Origin of the sequence: Pseudonocardia sp. Ae505_Ps2, from assembly GCF_001932425.1 — a bacterium.
GTDB lineage: Bacteria > Actinomycetota > Actinomycetes > Mycobacteriales > Pseudonocardiaceae > Pseudonocardia.
The window spans coordinates 1,769,008-1,787,877 of sequence record NZ_MCIP01000001.1 but is presented as its reverse complement, the minus strand read 5'-3'; the positions used below and the strand labels follow the sequence as shown (position 1 = coordinate 1,787,877).

At 75.0% G+C, this 18,870-nt stretch carries 19 protein-coding genes; 6 read left to right on the top strand and 13 right to left on the bottom strand.

What is annotated here, in order from left to right; all coding sequences use genetic code 11:
* The first annotated feature begins 18 nt into the window (after positions 1-18).
* The gene (locus Ae505Ps2_RS08440) at positions 19-651 is read left to right on the top strand and encodes a CGNR zinc finger domain-containing protein (protein WP_020625334.1); all 633 of its coding nucleotides are present in this window, start codon (positions 19-21) and stop codon (positions 649-651) included.
* Here Ae505Ps2_RS08440 and pcaD read toward each other — a convergent pair.
* The gene (gene pcaD / locus Ae505Ps2_RS08435; protein ID WP_075553544.1) at positions 623-1,393 is read right to left on the bottom strand and encodes a 3-oxoadipate enol-lactonase; all 771 of its coding nucleotides are present in this window, start codon (positions 1,391-1,393) and stop codon (positions 623-625) included. The two genes, Ae505Ps2_RS08440 and pcaD, sit on opposite strands and share 29 nt — an antisense overlap.
* A 97-nt stretch (positions 1,394-1,490) precedes the next feature.
* On the opposite strand from pcaD, the gene Ae505Ps2_RS08430 reads away from it, so the two are divergent.
* The gene (locus Ae505Ps2_RS08430; protein WP_075308950.1) at positions 1,491-2,966 is read left to right on the top strand and encodes an aldehyde dehydrogenase; all 1,476 of its coding nucleotides are present in this window, start codon (positions 1,491-1,493) and stop codon (positions 2,964-2,966) included.
* Between the two features lie 386 nt (positions 2,967-3,352).
* On the opposite strand, the gene Ae505Ps2_RS08425 is transcribed toward Ae505Ps2_RS08430, so the two are convergent.
* The 10 genes from Ae505Ps2_RS08425 to Ae505Ps2_RS08385 all read right to left on the bottom strand — a co-directional run bounded on the left by Ae505Ps2_RS08425 (position 3,353) and on the right by Ae505Ps2_RS08385 (position 12,858).
* Entirely contained in the window at positions 3,353-3,823 is a 471-nt protein-coding gene (locus Ae505Ps2_RS08425) for a Rieske (2Fe-2S) protein (RefSeq protein WP_075308952.1), read from the bottom strand.
* A gap of 36 nt (positions 3,824-3,859) precedes the next feature.
* Positions 3,860-4,888 carry a DUF6529 family protein gene (locus Ae505Ps2_RS33235; protein WP_233147702.1) on the bottom strand — a complete coding sequence of 343 codons (1,029 nt, stop codon included), beginning with the start codon at positions 4,886-4,888 and terminating at the stop codon, positions 3,860-3,862.
* Entirely contained in the window at positions 4,888-5,430 is a 543-nt protein-coding gene (locus Ae505Ps2_RS08415) for a hypothetical protein (protein WP_075553543.1), read from the bottom strand. The genes Ae505Ps2_RS33235 and Ae505Ps2_RS08415 overlap by 1 nt, the downstream gene beginning before the upstream one ends.
* Before the next feature lies 1 nt (position 5,431).
* Entirely contained in the window at positions 5,432-6,421 is a 990-nt protein-coding gene (locus tag Ae505Ps2_RS31055; protein ID WP_075308956.1) for a hypothetical protein, read from the bottom strand.
* Positions 6,418-7,392, bottom strand: coding sequence for a DUF4142 domain-containing protein (locus Ae505Ps2_RS08405; RefSeq protein WP_075553542.1), 975 nt, complete (start codon positions 7,390-7,392; stop codon positions 6,418-6,420). Before Ae505Ps2_RS08405 ends, Ae505Ps2_RS31055 begins: the two co-directional genes overlap by 4 nt.
* Before the next feature lie 14 nt (positions 7,393-7,406).
* Entirely contained in the window at positions 7,407-8,675 is a 1,269-nt protein-coding gene (locus tag Ae505Ps2_RS08400; protein WP_139318860.1) for a ferric reductase-like transmembrane domain-containing protein, read from the bottom strand.
* A gap of 104 nt (positions 8,676-8,779) precedes the next feature.
* Positions 8,780-8,947 (bottom strand): hypothetical protein, encoded by a 168-nt coding sequence (locus tag Ae505Ps2_RS31840; protein ID WP_158071556.1) that lies wholly within the window; start codon positions 8,945-8,947, stop codon positions 8,780-8,782.
* Positions 8,948-9,397: 450 nt separating this feature from the next.
* Positions 9,398-10,192: a tryptophan synthase subunit alpha gene (gene trpA, locus Ae505Ps2_RS08395; RefSeq protein WP_075308960.1), complete on the bottom strand. Its 795-nt coding sequence runs from the start codon at positions 10,190-10,192 to the stop codon at positions 9,398-9,400.
* Positions 10,192-11,454, bottom strand: coding sequence for a tryptophan synthase subunit beta (gene trpB / locus Ae505Ps2_RS08390; RefSeq protein WP_020623504.1), 1,263 nt, complete (start codon positions 11,452-11,454; stop codon positions 10,192-10,194). The genes trpA and trpB overlap by 1 nt, the downstream gene beginning before the upstream one ends.
* A gap of 159 nt (positions 11,455-11,613) precedes the next feature.
* Positions 11,614-12,858 (bottom strand): MFS transporter, encoded by a 1,245-nt coding sequence (locus Ae505Ps2_RS08385; protein WP_020623503.1) that lies wholly within the window; start codon positions 12,856-12,858, stop codon positions 11,614-11,616.
* Between the two features lie 49 nt (positions 12,859-12,907).
* On the opposite strand from Ae505Ps2_RS08385, the gene Ae505Ps2_RS08380 reads away from it, so the two are divergent.
* The 3 genes from Ae505Ps2_RS08380 to Ae505Ps2_RS08370 all read left to right on the top strand — a co-directional run bounded on the left by Ae505Ps2_RS08380 (position 12,908) and on the right by Ae505Ps2_RS08370 (position 15,989).
* The gene (locus Ae505Ps2_RS08380; protein ID WP_083695469.1) at positions 12,908-13,678 is read left to right on the top strand and encodes an FCD domain-containing protein; all 771 of its coding nucleotides are present in this window, start codon (positions 12,908-12,910) and stop codon (positions 13,676-13,678) included.
* A gap of 118 nt (positions 13,679-13,796) precedes the next feature.
* Positions 13,797-14,384 (top strand): large-conductance mechanosensitive channel protein MscL, encoded by a 588-nt coding sequence (gene mscL / locus Ae505Ps2_RS34195; protein ID WP_020627732.1) that lies wholly within the window; start codon positions 13,797-13,799, stop codon positions 14,382-14,384.
* Positions 14,385-14,576: 192 nt separating this feature from the next.
* Positions 14,577-15,989: an APC family permease gene (locus tag Ae505Ps2_RS08370; RefSeq protein ID WP_043282049.1), complete on the top strand. Its 1,413-nt coding sequence runs from the start codon at positions 14,577-14,579 to the stop codon at positions 15,987-15,989.
* A gap of 125 nt (positions 15,990-16,114) precedes the next feature.
* Here Ae505Ps2_RS08370 and Ae505Ps2_RS08365 read toward each other — a convergent pair whose 3' ends face one another.
* A complete protein-coding gene (locus Ae505Ps2_RS08365) occupies positions 16,115-17,080 on the bottom strand; it encodes a TIGR03557 family F420-dependent LLM class oxidoreductase (RefSeq protein ID WP_075308964.1) in 966 nt (321 codons plus the stop codon).
* Positions 17,081-17,435: 355 nt separating this feature from the next.
* On the opposite strand from Ae505Ps2_RS08365, the gene Ae505Ps2_RS08360 reads away from it, so the two are divergent.
* Positions 17,436-17,849, top strand: coding sequence for an STAS domain-containing protein (locus tag Ae505Ps2_RS08360; protein WP_084786234.1), 414 nt, complete (start codon positions 17,436-17,438; stop codon positions 17,847-17,849).
* Between the two features lie 72 nt (positions 17,850-17,921).
* Here the strand turns inward: Ae505Ps2_RS08360 and Ae505Ps2_RS08355 are convergent, their stop codons facing one another.
* Complete coding sequence (locus Ae505Ps2_RS08355) at positions 17,922-18,812, bottom strand: LysR family transcriptional regulator (protein ID WP_075308966.1); 891 nt, start codon at positions 18,810-18,812, stop codon at positions 17,922-17,924.
* Between the last annotated feature and the right edge of the window lie 58 nt (positions 18,813-18,870).

Genomic DNA, 18,870 nt, shown 5'->3' with positions numbered 1-18,870 from the left:
ACCATGTCAGGGGTCAACATGGAATTCGCCCATGACACCCAGGTGCTGCTCGCGGCGGCCGCGGCGCTGGTGAACACCCGTCGGGCCGACCCGGACCCGCTCGACGACGTGCCGGGCTTCGCCGCGTGGCTGGCCGAGCAGCCGTACTCGGGGCGCCGCGCCGGCTCCGACGACGAGCGCCGGGCCGTCCGGGTGCTCCGCGAGCGGCTGGCCGGGCTGTGGCCCGCCCACGGCGAGGACGACGGCCCCGACCGCGACGGCACCGTCACCCTGGTCAACGCCATCCTCGCCGAGACCGATGCGCGCCCGCACCTCGCGCGGCACGACGGCTGGGACTGGCACCTGCACGTCACCCCGCAGGACGCCCCGCTGGCGGACCGGATGGGCGCGGAGATCGCGATGTCGGTCGTCGACCTGGTGCGCCGCGACGACCTGTCCCGGCTGCGCCGCTGCGCCGCCGAGGACTGCGACGCCGTGCTGGTCGACCTGTCCCGCAACCGTTCCAAGCGCTTCTGCGACACCGGCAACTGCGCGAACCGAGCGCACGTCGCCGCCTACCGCGCCCGCCGCGCCACCCGTTCCTCCGAGCGCCCTTCCTCCGGCGCGGGCGGGCCGGGGCGGGTCAGTTCCGGGCCGTCAGGTGCTCGGTGAGCAGGGCGTTCACCTCGTCGGGGCGCTCGTAGTTCAGTAGGTGGGCCGAGTCGGCGACCTCGGCGTAGCGGGCGCCGGGGATCGCGTCGGCGATCTCGTGCAGGGACGACGGCGGCGTCGCCGGGTCGTCCGCCCCTGCCACGGCGAGTGCCGGCACCGACACCTCGCCCAGCTCGGCGCGGATGTCGAAGGCGCCGATGGCGGCGCAGCAGGCGGCGTAGCTCTCGTCGTCGGAGGCGCGCAGCATGTCCAGCAGCCGCTGCTCTCCGGCCGGGTCGCGCTGCGCCCAGGACTCGACGTACCAGGTCCCGGTGCGAGAGCCGACCATCGCGGCGGTGCCGTCCGCCCGCACGGTCGCCGCGCGCTGCGGCCACGAGTCCGGGTTCGGGAAGCGCGCCGCCGTCGCCAGGACCGCGATGCTGCGCACCCGCTCCCCGCCGTGCACGCCGAGCCACTGGCCGATCGCCCCGCCGATCGAGACGCCGACGTAGTGGAAGTCCGCGACCCCGGCGGCGTCGGCAGCGGCGAGCGCGCCGCGGCCGAGGTCGGCGATCGTCAGGTCACCGGTGACGGGGGCCGAGTCGCCGTGGCCGGGCAGGTCGAACCGGACGCAGCGGAAGCGGTCGGACAGGGCCGCCACCTGGGCGTCGAACAGATGCAGGTCGGTACCCAGCGACGGGCCGAACAGCACCGCCGGTGCGTCGGCCGGACCGTCCACGACGTGGTGCAGATCGAGTGCCATGTGCCCATCCTGCACCGGCTGCGGATCGTGGCCCGGGTTCGTAGGGTCGTCGGCGAGGACGTGTGCGCCACCGGAGTCGCTGGAGAGAGGACCGTCCATGGCCGAGCTCGAGACGTTCAGGATGCTGATCGGCGGGAAGCCGTCCGACGCGGCGTCCGGCCGCACCTTCGAGACGCAGAACCCGTTCACCGGAGCGCCCTGGGCGACCGTGCCGGACGGCGGCCCCGACGACGTCGACGCCGCCGTCGCCGCCGCCCGCAGCGCGCTCGACGGCGAGTGGGGCGCGATGACCCCGTTCGGCCGCGCCGCCTGCCTGCGTCGGCTGGGCGACCTGATCACCGAGAACGCCGAGGCGCTGGCCCGGACCGAGGTCAGCGACTCCGGGAAGCTGTACCGGGAGATGATCGGCCAGCTGGGCGGTCTCGGCGGCTGGTACCAGTACTACGCCGGGATCGCCCCGACGATCGAGGGCCGCCAGATCCCCACTCCGAACCCGAACTACCTGGTCTACACGCGCAAGGAACCGGTCGGCGTCGTCGCGGCGATCACGCCGTGGAACTCCCCGCTGCTGCTGATGACCTGGAAGGTCGCACCCGCGCTGGCCGCGGGCTGCACGATCGTCGTGAAGCCGTCGGAGCACGCGCCCGCCTCGACGCTGAAGTGGGCCGAGCTGATCGAGAAGGCCGGGATCCCGGCCGGCGTGGTCAACGTCGTCACCACGAACGACCGGGACACCGCCGCGCACCTGGCCGGGCACCCGGGCGTCGACAAGGTCGCGTTCACCGGCTCCACGGCGACCGGACGGTCGATCGCGAAGGCGGCCGCCGAGAACCTGAACACGGTCACCCTGGAGCTGGGTGGCAAGTCCCCGCAGGTCGTGTTCCCCGACGCCGACCTGGAGGCCGCCGCGAACGGGATCGTCGCCGGCGTGTTCGCCGCGACCGGCCAGACCTGCATGGCGGGGTCGCGGCTGATCGTGCACGCCGACGTCCACGACGAGCTCGTCCGGCTCGTCGCCGAGCGCGCGGCGACGATCACCCTCGGCGACCCGAACGCCGAGGACACCGAGATGGGTCCCGTCGCGAACGGGCCGCAGTACGAGAAGGTGCTCGGCTACCTGGAGACGGCGAAGGCGGAGGGCAACACCGTCGCCTACGGCGGGGCCGCCGAGTCCGGCCTGGGCGGCTACTTCGTGCAGCCGACCGTGATCACCGGGGTGACGCCCGAGTCCACGGTCTACCGGGAGGAGGTGTTCGGCCCGGTGCTCGCGGCGCTGAGGTTCACCGACGAGGACGAGGCGGTGACGCTCGCCAACGACACCCCCTACGGCCTGGCCGGTGCGGTGTGGACGAAGGACGTGCACCGTGCGCACCGGGTCGCGGGGAGGATCCGCGCCGGGACGGTGTGGATCAACGCCTACCGGGTGGTGTCGCCGAGCGTCCCGTTCGGCGGGTTCGGACACTCCGGGCTCGGCCGGGAGAACGGCGTCGCGGCCGTCGAGGAGTACCTGGAGAACAAGTCGGTGTGGGTGGAGCTGACCGGCGGCACCCGCGACCCGTTCACCCTCGGCTGAGGCCGGGCGCCGGTTCCGGGGATGTGCAACCGCCGTGCCCGGGGTCGAGGTCCCGGGCACGGCGGTCCTCCGGCGCCGCGGGCGGGACGCGCGGGCCCGGCGACGGGGAGCGTCGCCGGATCCGGCGGCCACGTCGTGCGGCGTGGAAGTCGGGGAGCGACCACGGAACCGATGCGGACAGCACGCTACGACCGGCGGCGGCCGCCGTTCGCGGACTGAGACCCCCGACCGGTGGACGGACCCGCGAGCGCGACGGGTGGGAAAGCGTTCCGCCGTCCGGAGCAGTCGGACCCGTCGGTCGCGCGCGGGGCTCTCAGCGGCCGCCGGACAGCCCGCTCCCGGGCGACGGCGGTCGGCACCCCGGCGCCTCGGCGGCCTCGGCACTGTCAGGCTAGGACCACCTGCCCGCTCTCGACCCGCACCGGTCGCGAGGTGAGCGGTGCCCGGGCGGGTCCGTCGAGCGGGGCCCCGTCGGAGACGGCGAACAGGCTGCCGTGGCAGGGGCAGGAGATGCCGGCCCGGGAGACCTGGTCGACGAGGCAGCCCTGGTGCGGGCAGGTCGCGTCGAAGGCCAGGACGGTGTTCGCGTCCGGGCGGGTCACGACGACCCGCTGCTCGGCGAAGACCCGCCCGCCGCCGACCGGGACGTCGTCGACGGCGGTGAGTCCGGCGGGCACCGGGGCGGCGGCGCTGCTCGGCGCGGGCGCCGGAGTGGTCGGCTCCGGTGTGGGGGTGGACGGTGCGGGCGCGGCGGGAGCCGTGTCACGCGGGGTTCCGTAGGTGGCGCAGCCCGCGGCACAGCAGGCCACGGCGGCACCGGCGCCGGCGAGGAGCCGGCGGCGCGGGATCGGGGACACGGGGGACCTCCGGGGTTCGGTGGGAGCGGTCGGGGATCAGAACGACAGGCCGTGGCCGGTGAAGAACCACAGCGCCGAGGTGAGCCAGACCCCGGCGAGCACGGCGAGCAGCACCCCACCCGCGACGGCGAGCAGCCATCCGGGCACGCCCGGACGCCGCAGGAGCAGCATCTTGGTGACGAACGCGCCGTAGAACAGGCAGCCGAGCGCGGAGTGCAGCAGCGCCGACGTCGTCGCGCCGGACCAGCCGAACGCGTAGAGGCACTGCACGGCGACGGGCACGGTCACCAGCACCGCGACCCGGCCCGACCACCGGTGCGCGACCGCGGTCGCCGGGTCGGCGTAGCCGCGCATCATCATCCGACCTGTCACCCCCTGGACGATCGCGAGGACCAGGGCCGCCGAGCCGAGCCAGGCCTTCGCCGCGGCCCCGCTGGAGAACCCGGCGAGGTTCACCGCGACGCCGGTGCCGACGTGCTGACGGGCCCAGACACCGAGGGCCACCGCGACCAGCGACCCGACGACGACCGGGACGGCGACGACCCGCCACGACGGGCCCTCCGCCGGGACGGCGACCTCCTGGGCCGCCTCCGCGGCCGGGCGGCGACGCGCGCGGGTCGGGTCGGGTGTCGCCGCGCGGGACCGGCGACGGCCGGGGGTGCTCCCGGCCCGGGCCGCGTCGTCGGCGCCCGTGGACCATCCGGACTGCGGGACGTCACCGGCGGCCCGGCGCGGGCGGCCGGGACGCGCGGTCCCGGCGTCCCGCGCCGGGCGGCGCGGCGTGGTGACCCCGTGGGCGCCCGAACCGCCGCCCGGGGGCGAGGTGAGCGGGCCGGTCGGGGTGAACAGGTCCCCCGCGACGGCGTCGCGGCGCCGGTCGGCGGTGCCCGCCCATCGGTCCGCGGCCGTGTCGGGGTCGTGGTCGGGTGCCCGGGACGGCTCCGGGACGGCGGCCCAGCCGCCGCTGTGCTCGGGGCCGCGGGGGTTCGGGATGTCCGCGGGGACCGGGGCGAACCCGACCGGGTCCGTGAGGTCGCGGTCCTCGTGCCGCGCGCGGGGGGACATCAGTACCCACCGCCGTAGCCGCTGCCGCCGGTGGCCGGGGCCTCGGCAGGCGCGGGGGCCGGTGCGGGTGCCGGGTCGGACGCGTCGGTCCGGGCCGCGGTGAACTCCCAGGACCGCCCGTCGGCGCGGGCGGTGCCGGTGGCGACACCGTCGGCGACTCTGTACGCGACCTCCGCGCCGTCCTTGCCGGGCAGGCGGGTGGTGCCGCCGGGGGTGGCGGTGCCCGTCGTCCAGGACTCGATGCCGCGGTTGTCGCAGACGTAGGCCTTCACGGCGCCGTCGGTGACCCAGATGTCGACGGTGACCGTCCCGTTCGTCGACCGGCCCGTGTAGGCGACCGTGCCGGTCGCGGCCGGGGCCGGGGCGGCCGTCGGAGCGGGCGCCGCCGGGAGGGCGAGCGAGCCCGCCGCCTGGTCGACGGCGGCGGGGGCCGCTGGGGGCAGCGGTTCCGGTTCTGCGGTGAGCACGACGTTGGCCGTCGCGGCCCCGGCGGCGACCGCGCCGACGGCGACCATGGTCAGGAGGGGTCCGGAGAGTCGCATGTCAGCCCACCTCGATCCGGACCGAGTCGAAGGCGGGCGTCTGGTTGGCCCGCTGCATCATCGGGGTGCGGTGCGACCCGTCGCCGGCCCACGACGAGCACTGCAGCTCGCCGGTCTTCTCGACCCCGGGCACGTCGATCGTGACGCTGTCCGGCCGTGCTCCCCCGCCGCCGTCCTCGGTGGCCAGGAAGAACAGCGGGTCGGGCGCCGAGTCCGGTGCCTCGCCCGGGTCGGGCAGGATCCGGCAGGCGGTGTGGAAGTGGCCGCGCTGGAGCCCCTGGCCGTTCAGCAGGGACGCCTCGGCGTAGTAGCCGCCCTGGGCCGCGGGCAGGAACCGGTCGCGGACCAGGTTCCGGGTGCTGACGGTCAGGCGGAACGCCTCCCCCGGGCGGACCTTCGTCGGGGCCTGGGTGATCAGCAGCGACGGGCTGCGGCCGGCGTCGGCGACCTCGCCGAACGCGGTGGACACGCAGCGGGGCGCCTTTTGGAACCCGTCGTGGGCGGTGAGCCTGCTGCCGGAGCAGTCGACGGCGAGGATGTCGAGCGCCGACGGCGCGCCCGTGCCGTTCCCGTCGGCCTTCCCGGCGGCTCCGCCCCCCGCGCCGTCGGAACCCCGGCCGTCGGCGGCACCGGAGGCCTGATCGTCGGCGGCACCGGACCCCGAGCCCGAGCCGTCGGCGCCCGAGCCCGCGTCCGAGCTGCCCGAGCCCGCGTCCGAGGTGCCCGGGCCCGAGGAGCCGGACCCCGTGTGCCCGGAGTGGTCGTGCCCGCCGCCCCCGGAGGAGCCCGCGGCATCGGACGTGTCCCGGGCCCCGTCGGACGAGCCGGACGAGCCGGACGAGTCGGACGGCCCGGATGCGACGTTCGCCGGCCGGTCCCCCCGGTCGACGGAGGCGGCCCCGGCGGCGTAGGCGGCGGGCCCGGCGACGAGCAGGCCCAGTGCGAGCGCGGTGACCGCGATCGTCCTGCTGCGACTGGTGGTGGGTCTCATCGGTATCGGCTCCTCGGGGCGGTGCGGTGCGCGCCGGTGGTGCGGGAGGGCGGCGCTCCGGTGTCGGTGTCCAGGTCGAGGTAGTGGGGGGTGGCGTCGGCGAGGCCGGCGTCGGGGTCGGGCCGGGGTCGGACCGGCGGCACGTGCGCCAGCTCGTCCCAGGGGTCGGGCGGTCCGACCGGCAGGGCCCGTCGGGCGCCGACGCGGGGGTGGCGCGGGGCGGGGACGAGGGCGGTGGTCGGGCCGGCGGCCGGGCGGCCACGCCGGTGCAGGGTCATGAGCAGCCCGCCCGCGGCGAGCAGCGCGACCCCGACCACCAGGGCCGGCACGACGACGTCGGTCGCGCTGCGGGCGCCGGTCGGAACCGGATCGGGCGGGGCCGGCAGGGCCGCGTAGTCGACCAGCCCGGTCGACTCCAGGTAGCCGATGTGCCGGGTGACGTACACCGACGCCTCGTTCGCGAACTGCCGCATGAGCTCGTTGCGGGTGCCGACCTTGACGTCGGTGATCACCGGCAGGACCGAGCCGTGCGCGGCGCGCAGGAGCTGCACGAACTGGCGGTCGTAGTCGGTCCCGGTGCGGGCGGACAGGTCGTTCATCCAGCCGATCTGCTGGTCGTTCGGTCTGCTGGGCAGCAGGACCCCGAGCTGTTCGGCGGTGGAGCGGACCAGCGCGTCGAGATCGTGGTGCTCGACGCCGAGCTTGCGCGCAACCTCGCGGACCGCCGGCGAGGTGGCCTGCTGCTCACCCTGCTGCCCGGTCGGTGCCTCCCAGAGACCGGCGAGGCGCACCTTCTGCAGCAGGTCGCGATCGGCGGGGCCGAGCGGCCCCCACCGGGTCTGCGTCCATCCCTGCTGCTGGTCGGTGGAGGCCGAGGTGGCCACCCAGTACTGGGCGAGCGCGACCGCGGCGACCGCGGCCAGCGCGGCGAGCACCGACCAGCGGAGCGGGCCGGGGATCCGGCGGGACATGGGCTCTCCCCTTCTCAGACCTGGGCGAACTGCTCGGTGTGCACCCGGTCGTCCGGGACACCGAGCGCGGTGAGGGTGGCGAGGACGTCGCCGACGAGCTGCGGCCGGCCGCAGACGAAGTAGTCGAGGCGGCGGGCCGGGTCGTCGAGATCGGTCAGGACGGCGGCGAGCAGCGCGGTGTCGATCGGCCCGGTGGCCCCGGCCCAGTCCGCGGACGGGCGGCGCAGCACCTCGGTGACCTGCAGGTCGATCAGTGTGCGCAGGTGCGCGAGCTCGGCCCGGAACAGCAGGTCGGCGCGGTCGCGGGCGTGCACGACCAGCCGGTACGGCCGCCGGTCGCCGCGGTCGGCGGCGGTGCGCAGCATGCTCATCATCGGCGTGATCCCGACGCCGCCCGCGATCAGCACGAGCCCGGTCGACGGCACCGAGTCCGGGGTGAACGAGCCGTACGGGCCGTCCACCCAGACCGGGTCGCCGCGGCGCAGCTCACGCAGCCGCCCGGCGAAGTCGCCGGTGTGCCGGACGGTGAACTCGACCCGCCCACCGTCGGCCGCCGACGACGCGATGGTGAACGGGTGCTCCTCCACCGACATCCGCTCCAGCCGCAGCCAGGCGAACTGGCCGGGCCGGAACCACGGCCCGGCGTGCCGGCCGGGCCGGGCGAGCACGAGCGTCGACACGGTCGGGCTCTCCGGGCGCACGACGTGCACCCGGAACTCGCCGGTCGCCGCGCGGGCACCCCAGCGGAGCACCAGCACCGCGACCAGCAGCAGGCCGAGCCCGCCGAGCACCGGCCCCATGACGGCGTCGCCGACCAGGTTGTTCAGCCACAGCACGTGCAGCGACGACGCGCCGACGACGACCGCGGCCAGGCTCAGGTGCAGCCAGCGCCACACCTCGTGCGAGCCGGTCCGGACCCCGCGCAGCGCGAGCACCAGCAGCACGACGACCGCGACCGTCGCGAGGGTGGCGGCCTGGCCGCGGGCCGGTGCGGCGAACGGCACGAGCAGCCCGACGCGTTCCGGGTGGTCGGCCACCACACAGGCCAGGTGCAGGGCGACGAGCACCCCGGCCAGCACACCGAGCCTGCGGTGCAGGCCGAGCAGGGTCTCCAGGCCGAGGGCTCCGGAGAGTCCGCGCACCCGGGACGGCAGCACCGCGACGATCACCATCGCCGACAGCGCGAGCAGCCCGGTCAGGACCGAGAGCTGGTGCAGCAGCGGCTGCGGCCCGGAACGGAGCATCCAGATCAGCGACGGGCCGACGAGGACCGTGACCAGCACGGATCCCCACACCGTGCGAGCGCGGCGGTGCGCCAGCCAGGCGTCGGCGGGCGGCGGGGTGTCCCGCCGCAGGGGTGCGGTGACCGGATGCGGAACCGGGCGGTTCACCGGTCGCCGGGCGTGCGCCCGGCCGGTGAGGGTGCCCGCAGCGGGCGGGGGTGGTGGGTGCGCGAGCGGTGGACCGTCACCGACCGGCCTCGGGCCGGTCGTGGGTGCGACGCTGCGGTCGCGCGGACGCCGGGGGTGCGTCCGCGCAGGGCGGGGCGGGTCATCGGATCACTCCGGTTCGTGGAACCGGCCGGGTGGGGAGCCCCGGCCACCGCCACGGCGTCCGAGGGGGAGCGGGCCGCGGTGCGGTGACACGAACATAGGAACCCCACCGCGGCGGGGTTGCGTTCCTGAGAGCACCCACCGCCGTCCGGTCGTCGCCGTCCGGCGGGCGGGGTCCGATCGCTCCGGTCGGCCTACCGACCTACGGCCGACCGCCGCGACGACTCTCAGGGACCTCACGCTCACCGCGCGCGACCACCGCTGGTCCCGTCCGATCGGCCCCCGACGGCACGCACCGGCCCGCGGACAGGGCCGACGGCGGCGACGCGTCTGCGCCCGGCCGCGGCGGGCCCGAGCCCGGCGGTCGACCACGACGCACCCTCGTGGCGCCGCGGTCGCACGGCAGGTCGGACGGCAGCGCCCCTGGTCGGAGGCGCGGCCGGGTGACTCCGTCAGGCGGAGACGCGCTCCGCGGCCCGGACGCCCTCGGCGAGCTCGCGGGCGAGCGACTCGACCGCGGACGGCCCACCGGACTCCAGGGCCTGCACGAACGCCGTGCCGACGATGACGCCGTCGGCGTAGGAGGCGACGTCGGCCGCCTGCTCCGCGGTCCGCACACCCAGGCCGACGCACACCGGCAGGGTCGCGTGCTCCCGCGCACGGGTGACCAGGTCACGAGCCTCGACGCCGACCGAGCGGACGCCGGTGACGCCCATCAGGGACGCGGCGTAGAGGAAGCCACGGCTCGCGCCGACGGTCATCCGCATCCGCTCGGGGGTGGTGGTCTGGGCGACCAGGAAGATCCGGTCGAGGTCGTGCTTCTCCGACGCGGCGAGCCACTCGTCGCAGTCGTCGGGCAGCAGGTCGGGCGTGATCAGACCGGAACCGCCCGCCTCGGCGAGGTCGGCGGCGAACCGCTCGATGCCGTAGCGGTCGACGAGGTTCCAGTAGGTCATGACCAGCGCCGGCGCGCCGGCGTCGACGACCCCGCGGACGGCGGTGAACGCGTCGCGGGAGCGGGCGCCGTTGTCCAGCGCCTGCTGGGTGGCGCGCTGGATGACCGGGCCGTCCATCAGCGGGTCGGAGTAGGGCAGCCCGACCTCGACGACGTCGACGCCGCCCGCGACCATCGCCCGCATCGCCTCGACCGAGCCCTCGACGGTCGGGAAGCCGACCGGCAGGTACCCGACCAGTGCGGCGCGGCCCTCGGCCCGGACCGCCTCGATCCGCTGCGCCACGCTGGCCATCAGACCGCTCCGTCCGTCACGGCGTTGCCCTCTTCGTCGATGAGCTGGAAGTACTTCGCCGCGGTGTCGACGTCCTTGTCGCCACGGCCGGACAGGTTGACCAGCACGACCTTGCCCTCGCCCAGGCGCTTCGCCTCGCGCAGCGCACCGGCCAGCGCGTGCGCGCTCTCGATGGCCGGGATGATGCCCTCGGTGCGGCAGAGCAGGCGGAAGGCGTCCATCGCCTCGGCGTCGGTGACCGACTCGTAGCGGGCGCGCTTCATGTCGTGCAGCCAGGAGTGCTCCGGGCCGACGCCCGGGTAGTCCAGACCGGCGGAGATGGAGTGCGAGTCGCGGGTCTGGCCGTCCTCGTCCTGGAGGATGAAGCTGCGCGAGCCGTGCAGGACCCCGACGTCGCCGCCGCCGATCGACGACGCGTGCCGCGGGGTGTCGACGCCGTCGCCGCCCGCCTCGAACCCGACCAGCTCGACCGAGGTGTCGTCGAGGAAGGCGTGGAAGATGCCCATCGCGTTGGAGCCGCCGCCGACACAGGCGCACACCAGGTCGGGCAGCGCACCGGTCAGGTCCTGGACCTGCTGGCGGGCCTCGACCCCGATGATCCGCTGGAAGTCGCGCACCATCGCCGGGAACGGGTGCGGACCGGCGACCGAGCCGATGAGGTAGTGCGTGTCGGCCACGTTGGTGACCCAGTCGCGCATCGCCTCGTTCATCGCGTCCTTGAGGGTGCGCGTGCCCGAGGTGACCGGGCGGACCTCGGCGCCGAGCATGCGCATCCGGGCGACGTTGAGCGCCTGGCGCTCGGTGTCGACCTCGCCCATGTAGACGACGCACTCCAGCCCCATCAGGGCGGCGGCGGTGGCCGAGGCGACACCGTGCTGCCCGGCGCCGGTCTCCGCGATGACCCGGGTCTTGCCCATCCGCTTGGTGAGCAGTGCCTGGCCCAGCACGTTGTTGATCTTGTGCGAGCCGGTGTGGTTCAGATCCTCCCGCTTGAGCAGGATGCGTGCACCGCCCGCGTGCGCGGCGAACCGCGGCGCCTCGGTGAGCAGGCTCGGACGCCCCGAGTAGGTGCGGTGCAGCTCGGCGAGCTCGGCCTGGAAGGCCTCGTCGGTCATCGCCGCGTGGTAGGCCTGCTCGAGCTCGTCCAGCGCGGCGACCAGCGCCTCCGGGACGTAGCGGCCGCCGAAGCGGCCGAAGTACGGGCCGGTCTGGTCGACCAGCCGCGCCGTGTCCCCGGCCGGGGGAAGGGCGGTGTCGGTCACGAGTACTCCCTGACGGATCGAGGACCCCGATCTCGGGCCGCCGCCGGGCGGAGATGCGCCGGGAGATCGGACGTCCACGACGGTACACCGGGCCCACGACGCCGGACGCGGCACCGGGGGCTCTCATATATCACCGCGACGGTGCCGCGCGGCCGGCCTTCAGACGAGTCGCGGGCGTCCCGCGACCCAGCCCAGCACCATCTCGACGACGATCACCACGCCGAGCAGCACCAGCGACGGCGTCCAGGAACCGGTGGCGCCGTGCAGGACCCCGAACAGGAACGGACCCGCCGCGCCGATGAGGTAGCCGAAGCCCTGCGCCATCGCCGACAGGTCGGTGGTCTCGGCGGACTCGCGGGTGCGCAGCGCGATCACGCCGAGCCCCAGCGGGAAGACCGCCATGCCGGTGCCGAGCAGGACCGTCCACAGCCACGGCGCGGCGGCCGGGGCGATCGCGAGCCCGGCGACGGCGGCCAGCGAGCAGCAGGCGAGCCCGACGATCCAGCCCGACTGCGACGGCCGGTTCAGCGCGATCGGCGGGATGATGAAGCTCAGCGGGATGCCGATGAGGTTGATCAGGGCGAGCATCAGGCCGGCGTCGGTGCGGGTCACCCCGACCGAGACGAACAGCTCCGACAGCCAGCCCATCGCGACGTAGGCGACGCAGGCCTGCAGCCCGAAGAACGCGGTGACCACCCAGGCCAGCGGGCGGCGCACCATCGGGCGTCGCTCCACGGCCTCCGCGGTGCGCACGACCGGCTCCGGCTCGCCGTGCCGGGCCCCGGCGGCCCACACGACGAGTGCGGCCAGCGACAGCAGCGCCCACGCCCCGACCGCGCCGCGCCAGCCGCCGAGCAGTGGCTCCAGCGGCGGGGTGAACGCCGCGCCGATCCCGCCACCCGCGGCCAGCGCCGCGGTGTAGATGCCGGTGACCCGGCCGACGGCGTGCGGGAAGGACTGCTTGACCACCACCGGGATCAGCACGTTGCCGATCGCGATGCCCGCCGCGGCGACGAAGGTGCCGCCGAGCACGACCCACGGGCCGTCGACGACGCGCAGCACGAGCCCCGCGGTCAGGACCGCCATCGCCAGGCCGATCGCGCGGGCCGTGCCGAGGCGACGGGCGAGCAGCGGGGCCGCGATCGCGGCGAGACCGAAGCAGATGGTGGGGACGGCGGTGAGCACGCTGGCCCAGATCGCGGAGGCACCGAGGCCGTCGCGGACCTCGCCGAGCACCGAGGACATCGAGGTCACGGCCGGACGGAGGTTCGCGGCGGCGAGCGCCACCCCGACGACGAGCAGGGGGGTCCCGACGAGCGCGCCACGGCGCGACGGCCCGATGTCCTCGGCCCGTCCGGTGGCGATGGTCTCCTCCGCGCGTGTCTCCTGCTCAGCAATGCTCACGAAACAGTATTGTTACAGACGTAGGATGTTCGGATGGAAGGATGTTCCGGTGCCTCTCGTCACAGCGCGCCGCGGTGGCCTGGTCGACCAGGTCATCGGTCAGCTCCGTTCCGCCATCACCGGCGGTGAGTGGCCGGTCGGCGCCCGGATCCCGCCGGAGTCGGAGCTGGCCTCGTCGTTGGAGGTCGGCCGGAACACCGTCCGCGAGGCCGTCCGTGCCCTCTCCCACGGCGGCCTGCTGGAGGTGCGCCAGGGCGACGGCACCTACGTGCGGGCCACCACCGAGCTGTCCGGGGCGCTGCGCACGCTGTGCGGCCCGGAGCTGCGCGAGGTGCTGGAGGTCCGCCGCACCCTGGAGGTCGAGGCGGCCCGGATGGCGGCCGCCCGCCGGACCGACGCCGACCTGACCGTCCTGCGGGCCGCGCTGGCCGAGCGCGACCGGGCCGTCGCCGCCGTCGCGGAGTGCGGCCGTCGCGGGGAGGAGCCGGACGCCGCGGACGTGGAGCTCGCCGCCCGCGCCGACACCGACTTCCACGTCGCCGTCGTCCGCTGTGCGGGCAACAGCCTGCTCGTCGAGCTCTACCGGGGCGTGGTGGAGGCGGTCGCGGACAGCGTGAAGACCACGATGCCGGGCACCGCGGGCACCGACGACGACATCTCGCACACCGGGATCGTCGATGCCATCGCGGACGGCGACGTGGACCGCGCCGCCCGCGAGGCCGGGGACTTCCTGGACCGGCTCATCGCCGCCCGCCCGGGCGTCCCGGACGCCTCTGCCCGCACGGACGCTCCGGCGGCCGGGGCCGGCCCCACCGCCTGACCCCCACCGCCCGGGCCGGTGCGGCACCGGGCAGCCGCAGGCCCGGCGCGGCGGTCCCGGTCCGGTTACCCTCCTGCGCCGGACCCACCCCGCCCCCGACCCCGAGGAGTGCTCCGGCGTGCTGAAGGGCTTCAAGGAATTCCTGCTGCGCGGCAACGTGATCGACCTGGCCGTCGCCGTCGTCATCGGTGCGGCGTTCACGTCCGTGGTCACCGCCTTCACCAAGGCGTTCCTGGAGCCGCTGCTCCGGTTGTTCTCCGGCGGGGAGAACGCCGTGCCCCCGGGCACGATCCCGCTGACCGACGAGGTGCAGCTCGACTACGCGAGCTTCCTCAACGCCGTCATCACCTTCCTGATCACCGCCGCGGTCATCTACTTCCTGGTCGTCTTCCCGATGAAGTGGCTCCAGGACCGCCGCAGGCGCGACGCGGAGGACCCGGCCCTGGAGACCGACCTGGACCTGCTCAAGGAGATCCGCGACCTGCTCCGCGACCAGGCCGAGCGGGACCGCGAGCGGACCCTCGCGCCGTCGCCCGGTGCCGTCGGGCAGCCAACGGCGCCGGCGCCGCCGGTGCCGCCCGGGCAGCCACAGGGCCGTCCGCTGCCTCCGCAGCCCGCGCCGCAGGCACCCCGGCCCGGCCCGGTCGACGACGGCCACCCCGAGCCCTACCCGGACACTCCGCGCCGGCCCCGCCACCGCGGCTGAGCCCGGTTCCTCCGGGGCGCCGCCCGACGGCCCGCGAGCAGACATCGGAGGGTGGCCGTCCCGTGGCCGACGGCACACACACTCGTTCCGGAGGAAACACGCCGCCCTTTCGACTCGACACGGCACGAACCCCCCACCAGGCTGGCCCGGTCGCGGGCGGCACCGGGCCGCCGCGGAGGGGAGCACGGCACGATGGCGGAAGCCACGACGCAGGTGGCGGAGGACGGTCCCGGGCTGAAGCGCGTCATGGGGCCCAAGCTGCTGCTGCTGTTCATCATCGGCGACATCCTGGGTACCGGGATCTACGCCCTGGTCGGTCAGGTCGCCGAGGAGGTCGGCGGGGCGGCGTGGGTGCCGTTCCTGGTCGCCTTCGCCGTCGCCATGATCACCGCGTTCTCCTACCTGGAGCTCGTCACCAAGTACCCGCAGGCGGCGGGCGCGGCGCTCTACACGCACAAGGCGTTCGGCATCCACTTCCTGACCTTCATGGTCACCTTCGTGGTGATGAGCTCGGGGATCACCTCGGCGTCGACGGCGTCCCGGGCGTTCGCGGCGAACCTGAACGAGGGCTTCGGGCTGGACCTGGGCAACGGCGGGATCGTCCTGATCGCGCTCGGCTTCATGCTGCTGGTCGCGCTGGTGAACTTCCGCGGCGTCGGCGAGAGCGTGAAGCTCAACGTAGTGCTCACCCTGGTCGAGCTGTCCGGCCTGCTCCTGGTGATCCTGATCGGGATCTACGCCATCGCCGGCGGCGACGCCGACTGGTCGCGCGTGGTCGCCTTCGACACCCCGGAGGACAAGGGGGTGTTCCTCGCCGTCACCTCGGCGACCTCGCTCGCGTTCTTCGCGATGGTCGGCTTCGAGGACTCGGTGAACATGGCCGAGGAGTGCCACGAGCCGCGCCGCATCTTCCCCAAGATCATGATCACCGGCCTGACCGTCACCGGGATCATCTACGTGCTCGTCGCCATCTGCTCGGTGGCGCTGGTCCCGGTCGGCCCGCTGGCCGCGAGCGAGACTCCGCTGGTCGAGGTCGTCCGCGCCGGCGCCCCCGGCATCCCGGCCGACGTCGTGCTGCCGTTCATCTCGATGTTCGCCGTCGCCAACTCGGCCCTGATCAACATGCTGATGGCATCGCGGCTGCTCTACGGGATGGCCAACCAGGCCGTGCTGCCCAAGCCGCTGGCCAGGGTGCACCCGTTCCGCCGCACGCCGTGGGTGTCGATCATCTTCACGACGCTGATCTCGTTCGCCCTGATCAGCTACGTGTCGCTCGACTCGGACTCCGACGTCGTCTCCGCGCTCGGCGGCACCACGTCGCTGCTGCTGCTCGCGGTGTTCACGATCGTCAACATCGCGGTGCTGGTGCTGCGCCGCGACCGGATCGCCGAGGACCACTTCCGGGCTCCGCCCGGACTGCCGATCGTCGGCGCGGTCGCGAGCCTGTACCTGGTCCTGCCCTTCTCCGGGCGGGACGCGATCCAGTACGAGCTGGCCGGGCTGCTGCTCCTGCTCGGCCTGGTCCTCTACGGGATCACCCTGCTGCTCAACCGCAGCCTCGGGGTGAAGACGGCGACCCTGGACCCGTCGAAGCTGGACGGCTGACGAGGGGCCCGCTCGTCCCGGTGCCTGCCGCGGCGCGGTCACCGGGACCGTACGGCCGACCGGCCGTGGTCACGGTCGGGCACCGGACACGTCGCACGCCGACCCGTCCGGTGCCCGATCCGTGGTCACCGGTCGGCGAGGTCGCGCAGGCGGCCGGCGAGCTGCTCCTCGTAGAAGGTGAAGAACTCGTCGACGTCCGGTCCGGCGCTGATCAGCGCGAGCCGGTCGTAGCCCGCGTCGGCGAAGCCCTGCACCGTCGCGACGTGGGCCTCGACGTCCGGGCCCGCTCCGAACGCGTCGGCCATGTCCTCCTGACGGACGAAGGCCGTCGCCGCCTCGAAGTTGCGCACGTTGGGCAGCTCGGCCTGGATCTTCCAGCCGGTCGGACCGAACCGGAACAGCCGGTGCGCCGACTCCAGCGCCGCGTCGACGGTTCCGGCGTAGGCCAGCGGGACCTCGGCCCAGCGGGAACCGGTGCCGCCGGCGGCGGTGTAGGCGTCGATCAGGTCGGTGCGGGGCTCGGTGGCGAACAGGCCGTCACCCAGCTCACCGGCGATCCGGGCCGCCTTCGGCCCACCCGCGGCGACGACGATGTCCGGCAGCGTCTCCGGCAGGTCGAACACCCGCGCGTCCTCGACGGACAGGTGGGTGCCGCGGTAGGTCCGGTAGCCACCGGTCCACAGCAGCCGGATGATCTCCAACGCCTCGCGGAGCATCGCGTGCCGCACGCCGACGACCGGCCACGGATGTCCGGTGACGTGCTCGGACAGCTGCTCGCCCGAGCCGACGCCGAGGGTGAACCGGCCCTCGGACAGCAGCGCGGTCGTCGCCGCGGCCTGGGCGATGATCGCCGGGTGGTAGCGGATCGTCGGGCAGGTCACCCCGGTGGCCAGGCCGATCCGCTCGGTCCGCATCGCGATGGCGGCGAGGATCGACCAGGCGAACCCGGAGTGGCCGTGGCTCTCCAGCCACGGGTGGTAGTGGTCGGAGATCTCGACGAAGTCGAAACCGGCCTCCTCGGCACGGACGGCCTGACGGACCATCTCCTGCGGTGTGTAGGCCTCGGCGAAGAGCTTGAAGCCGATCTGCACGACGGGTGTCCTCTCCTCGGGTGTGCCCCGACGGGGTTCCCGGCGGTCGGCGGATCACTCCTGCGGCAGCCGGACGATCGACCCGGCGGTGTGCCGGTACACCCGTCGGCCCGCGCCGCACGACGGTCACGGCGCCGTCGCCGGCCGGGTCCTCCGGCCGCGGTGATGCGGAGGTGGTCACCCGGTGAAGACTGTCCCTCGGGCCGGGATCCTGCAGGTCGACCGGTGGACAACCGACCCGGGCCCGGTACGGTGAGCCCATCGGAAACTCGGCCGCACGTTCCCGGACACGCGGCCCCGCCCCATCGGGCAGGCGGGGTCGCCGGCCAGGCGTGCCCGGCGTCGGGCGGCCGTCGTGACGGCGGCCGAGCCCGACCGCCGGCGGCTCGGCCACACGGGCAGCTGGCCGGAACCGCACTCCCGGGTGAGCCTGCGCGAGCACACCCCGGCGCCCGGGGTGACCGTCCTCGATGTGATCGGCGAGGTCGACCTCGCCGAGGCCGAGGCGATCCGGGTGCGGATGTCGGAGATGCTCCACCAGACGCGACCGGCGCGGGCCCTGCTGGACCTGTCCGGCGTCGGGTTCCTCGGGTCGCACGGTCTGACGGCGGTGGTCCGGTCCTCGCGCGCGGCCGGCGAGGCCGGGGTCCGCCTGGACGGGGTCACCGGCCCGGACAACCGGGCGGTGATCCGACCGGTGCGGATGACCGGGCTGGACCAGGTCATCACCTGGTACCCGGACCTCGACACGGCCTTGGCTGCCTGCTGAGCCTGCACCTCGACGGTCCCGTCCGCGGCGCCCGTCCGTCGCGGACGGGAACCTGCGGTGCCCCGGGACCGGTCAGCGGTGAGCCGCGAGCCGCACCAGGACCAGCGCGGGCCCGGACGGCGCGCGGCCCCGCCGCCAGGCGGCGCGCAGGCGTCGCTGCAGGTCGGCGCCGCGCACCGGGACCGTCCGCAGCGTTCCGGCCGCCACCTCGGCCGCCACCGCCAGACCGCTGATCACCGCCGGGCCCGCGCCGCCCGCGACCGCGTTCTTGATCGCCGTCGTCGAGCCGAGCTCCAGCACCGGCGGCGCGAGGTCCCCGAGGGCGCGCTCCAGGAACTCCCGGGTGCCCGAGCCGGGCTCGCGGGCCACCAGCGGCGTCGTCGCGAGCCGCGCCGCGTCCACCGCACGGCGCCGGGCCCACGGGTGGTCCGGCGCGACGACGAGCACCAGCCGGTCCCGCCCGACGACCTGGCCGTCGAGGTCGGCGGGCAGGTCCGGGCCCTCGACGAATCCGAGGTCGGCGTCGCCGGAGCGGACGTCGTCGACCACCTCGGCGGTGTTGTGCGAGGTCAGCGTGACCGCGGTGCCGGGCAGCTCGGCGCGCAGCGCGACCAGCCAGCGGGGCAGCAGGTACTCCGCGACGGTGAAGCTGGCGGCCACCCGCAGCCGGGCCGCCCGGTCGGTGCGCAGCGCGGCGACGCCCTCGTCCAGGGCGTGCGCGGCGTCCAGCACGGCCCGCGCCCGTTCGACGACGAGCGCCCCGTCCGGGGTGAGCCGGGTACCGCGCGGCGACCGTTCCAGCAGGGTCAGCCCGAGTGCGGCCTCCAGCGTCCTGACCCGGGCGCTGACCGCGGCCTGGGAGATGCCGTGGACCGCGGCAGCCCTGCCCATGCTCCCCAGGGTGGCGACCGAGACCAGCAGGTCGTAGGGCACGAGATCGGCGACGCGCGGGGACAGGGTCACAACCTCTGATTGTGACTCCGCAACGCCGCGACGGGTACCGCCCGGTCACCGACCGGCC